The sequence below is a fragment of the Rhodovulum sp. genome, from assembly GCF_011048875.1.
Classification (GTDB): Bacteria; Pseudomonadota; Alphaproteobacteria; order Rhodobacterales; family Rhodobacteraceae; genus Rhodovulum; species Rhodovulum tesquicola.
The window spans coordinates 1-3,687 of sequence record NZ_DSDD01000034.1; the positions used below are offsets into that span (position 1 = coordinate 1).

General features: G+C 66.8%; 3 protein-coding genes. 2 read left to right on the top strand and 1 reads right to left on the bottom strand.

The window, feature by feature from the left end:
* Together ENN83_RS01260 and ENN83_RS01265 are read left to right on the top strand one after the other, a co-directional pair.
* Nucleotides 1-738 (top strand): MlaA family lipoprotein (locus tag ENN83_RS01260; protein WP_287183131.1); only part of this gene is annotated, 738 nt, incomplete at its 5' end.
* Nucleotides 716-1,333, top strand: a complete 618-nt coding sequence (locus ENN83_RS01265; RefSeq protein WP_287183134.1) for an MlaC/ttg2D family ABC transporter substrate-binding protein — start codon at nucleotides 716-718, stop codon at nucleotides 1,331-1,333. The genes ENN83_RS01260 and ENN83_RS01265, both read left to right, overlap by 23 nt.
* 13 nt (nucleotides 1,334-1,346) lie before the next feature.
* On the opposite strand, the gene ENN83_RS01270 is transcribed toward ENN83_RS01265, so the two are convergent.
* Nucleotides 1,347-3,548, bottom strand: coding sequence for a transglycosylase domain-containing protein (locus tag ENN83_RS01270; RefSeq protein WP_287183137.1), 2,202 nt, complete (start codon nucleotides 3,546-3,548; stop codon nucleotides 1,347-1,349).
* Between the last annotated feature and the right edge of the window lie 139 nt (nucleotides 3,549-3,687).

Below are 3,687 nucleotides of genomic sequence, written 5' to 3' on the forward strand. Positions count from 1 at the left end.
CTGTCCCGACGGTTCGTGCCTGCGGTCGCGCTGGTCCTTCTGGCCGGGTGTGCCGCGCCCATCCCCAGCGGGATTTCCGACCCGCACGAGGCGCAGAACCGCGCCGTGCATCGGGGCAATATCGCGCTGGACCGGAATGTCGTCCGCCCGGCTGCCATGGCCTATGGCCGAACCGTTCCGTGGCCGGTGCGCACAGGCATCGGCAATTTCGCTTCGAACCTGGCCTTGCCGGGGGCGGTCATCAACAGCCTGTTGCAGCTTCGTCCCGGCGACGCGGCGCAGAATACCACGCGCTTCCTCGTCAATTCCACCATCGGACTGGGCGGGCTTCTGGACCCCGCGACTCGGATGGGGGCGGCGCGGATCGACACCGACTTTGGCGAGACACTTCATGTCTGGGGCGTGGCAGAAGGCAGTTACATGGAACTGCCGCTGCTCGGGCCATCGACCGGACGGGATGCGCTGGGCACGGTCGTCGATCTGGTCCTCAGCCCGACCGCGCGCCTGCCCAATACCGAACAGCGCGAGGGGGCGGGCGGTGTCGCGGTCCTTTCGGGGCTCGGGACGCGCTACGAGCGCTCGAATCTGATCGATTCGCTCCTATATGAAAGCGCAGACAGCTATGCGCAGACCCGCCAGACCTATCTGGAGAATCGCCGCTTCATTCTGCGCCGCGGTGCAGAGCCCGATTACTTCGACCCCTACGAGGACCCCTATGAGGACCCCACTGCCCAATGATCCCGCCCGACGCGCCCTGCTGGCTTGCGCCCTTGCCACGGGCGCCACGCTTGCCTTGTCGGGTGCAGCGCTTGCGCTGACCGGGGCCGAGGCTTCGCGGTTGATCGACCAGGTGGTGGGCGACATCAACCGGGTGATCAATTCCGGCCGGTCGGAAGCGCAGATGCTGCCAGAGTTCGAGCGGATTTTCGCCCGCTATGCCGACGTGCCGATCATCGCGCGGTCTGCGCTTGGGGTGGCTGCGCGTTCGGCCTCTGCGGCGCAGATGCGCGCCTTTTCCGAGGCGTTCCAGGGCTACATCTCGCGCAAGTATGGCCGCCGATTGCGCGAGTTCATCGGCGGCGAACTTATCGTGCGCGAGGTAAGGCCAGTCCGCGATTTCTACGAGGTCCGGACGACGGCGGCGCTGCGCGGGCAGGCGCCGTTCGAGGTGGTTTTCCTGGTCTCGGACCGCTCGGGGCGCAACCTGTTCTTCAATATCTTCATCGAGGGCGTGAACATGCTGGCCACCGAGCGCACCGAGATCGGCGCGCTGCTGGATCAGCGCCGCGGCAATCTGGACGCGTTGATCGCCGACCTGCGGCGGATGGGCTGAGGCGCATCGCGCCTCAGTTGCGGCTGCCGCCAAGGATAGCCCCCAGCACCTCCAGCAGGATCCGTTCGGCCACATCGCCGACGCTTTCGCGCGGCGGGTTCGGGCCACGCCGGCCATAGCCCTCGCCCGAGGAATAGGTCTCGCCCGGGTAGTTGTATTCGGGCGCGGGTGGCTCGGGCACCAGCATCGGCAGCGGGCGCGGCGTCAGCCCCTGATGCACCCGCACCATCGCCTCGCGCCAGATCTCGGCAGGCAAGCCGCCGCCCGTGACGCCGGTCATCGGCGTGTTGTCGTCATAGCCCATCCAGACGCCGGCCACATATTCGGCGGTGAAGCCGATGAACCAGGCATCGCGTACCGCCGAGGTGGTGCCGGTCTTGCCTGCCGCCTGCCATCCCGGCAGCTTTGCGCGCTGTCCGGTGCCCGACTCGATCACCTCGTGCATCATGTAGACGAGGCTTTGTGCGGCGTCCTGGGAGATCACGCGCTCGCCCATGCCGCCTGCCTTGTCCATGAGGACATCGCGCTCGCCCTTCAGGCGCAGATCAAGCAGACCATAGGGCGTCACGCTGGAGCCGCCGTTCAGGATGCCCGCATAGGCCCCCGTCATCTCGATCAGCGTCGATTCCGACGCGCCCAGCGCCAGCGCCGGGCCGAGCGCCAGATCGCTTTGCAGCCCGAAATCGGCGGCGATCTTGCGCACGTTCTCTCGGCCCATCTCCTCGGACACCTTGACCGCGGGGATGTTGTAGGAATGTTTCAACGCCTCGGTCAGGGTGACGCGGCCGTGAAAGCGGCGGTCGAAATTTTCGGGCGAATAGGCCCCGGAACCGGGCACCCGGATCGTGATCGGTTCGTCCACGACCGTCGCATTGGGCGTATAGCCAAGGTCCAGCGCCGCCGCATAGACGAAGGGCTTGAAGGCCGAACCGGTCTGCCGCAGGGCCATGGTGGCCCGGTTGAAGCCCCCGATCGAGGTCTGCCGCCCGCCGACCATTGCCCGCACAGCGCCATCTGCCGACATCACCACGATTGCCGCCTCTGCCTTGGACCCGGGCTTGAGCTTGGTCTCGAAGATCGTGGTCAGCGCATCCTCGGCGGCCTTTTGCAGACGCGGGTCGAAGGTGGTGCGGATGATCACATCTTCGGTCGTGTCGCGGGTCAGGAAATCCGGGCCTGCGCTCATCACCCAATCGGCGAAATAGCCGCCCGATCGCGATTCCGCCACCTGGGACAGCCGGGCGGGGTTCGCGCGGGCCTCGGCGGCCTCGCGCGCGGTCAGAAAGCCCTGCTGCTCCATCAGCCCAAGGATCAGGTTCGCGCGATTGCGCGAGCGTTCCAGATTGTTGGTCGGGGCATAGGTCGTCGGCGCCTTCAGCAGCCCCGCCAGCATCGCCGCCTCGGAGGGCGTGACCGCATTCGCCGACTTGCCGAAATAGCGCTGCGCCGCAGCCTCGAAGCCGCGGGCGCCCGCGCCCAGATAGGCGCGGTTGAGATAGATCGTAAGGATCTCGTCCTTGGTATAGCGCGCCTCCATCGCCATCGCATAGACCGCCTCCTTGGCCTTTCTGCTCAGGGTGGTGCGACGGCAGTCGGCCTCGTAGGCGGCTTCGGTTTTCCACTCCCGGGCGTCGTAGGGCACGCCCAGGCAGAGAAGTTTCGCGGTCTGCTGGGTGATGGTCGAGCCGCCATGACCCGAGAACGGCCCGCGCCCTTCGGACATGTTGATGCGGACCGCGCCCGCGATGCCCAGCGGGTCAAGGCCGAAATGTCGGTAGAACCGGCGGTCTTCGGTGGCGAGCACTGCGTTCTTCAGCGCGGGTGCGACCGTCGCCGCGGTGATCTGGCCGCCGAACTGCTCGCCCCGCCAGGCAAAGACCTGCCCGTCGCGGTCCAGCAGCGTGACCGAACCACGGTTGCGCCCATCGAGCAGCGCGGAGACCGGGGGCAGCTGGACGTAGAAATACAGCACAGCAAGCCCGACCGCGACCGTGCCCATCAACGCGATCCGCGAGCTGATCTTCCAGAACAGCCCAACGATCCAGCCGACGATGCCCGTGAAGAACGCGACCACCGGGTTGCCGCGCCGCCGGGACGTGCGTCCTCGCCCGCCGCCCGACTTGCGCCGGGTCGCGCCGGTCTTTTTCGCTGTCGCCTTGCGCGGGGTGCGCCGTTCCGCCACCAGCGGGGGTTTTCTCCGGCCCGTGCTGCTCATGTCCGTTCCGAGTGTTCTGCCTGCCTCGCGGCACCATACCCCGGGGATGGTGGAATGTGGAGTTCCCAGGTGCTCACGTTTTCGGCTTTCTGGTCTGCACAAAAAAAGGCGTCAACGCCGTTCTGTGCAAAAAACGTGC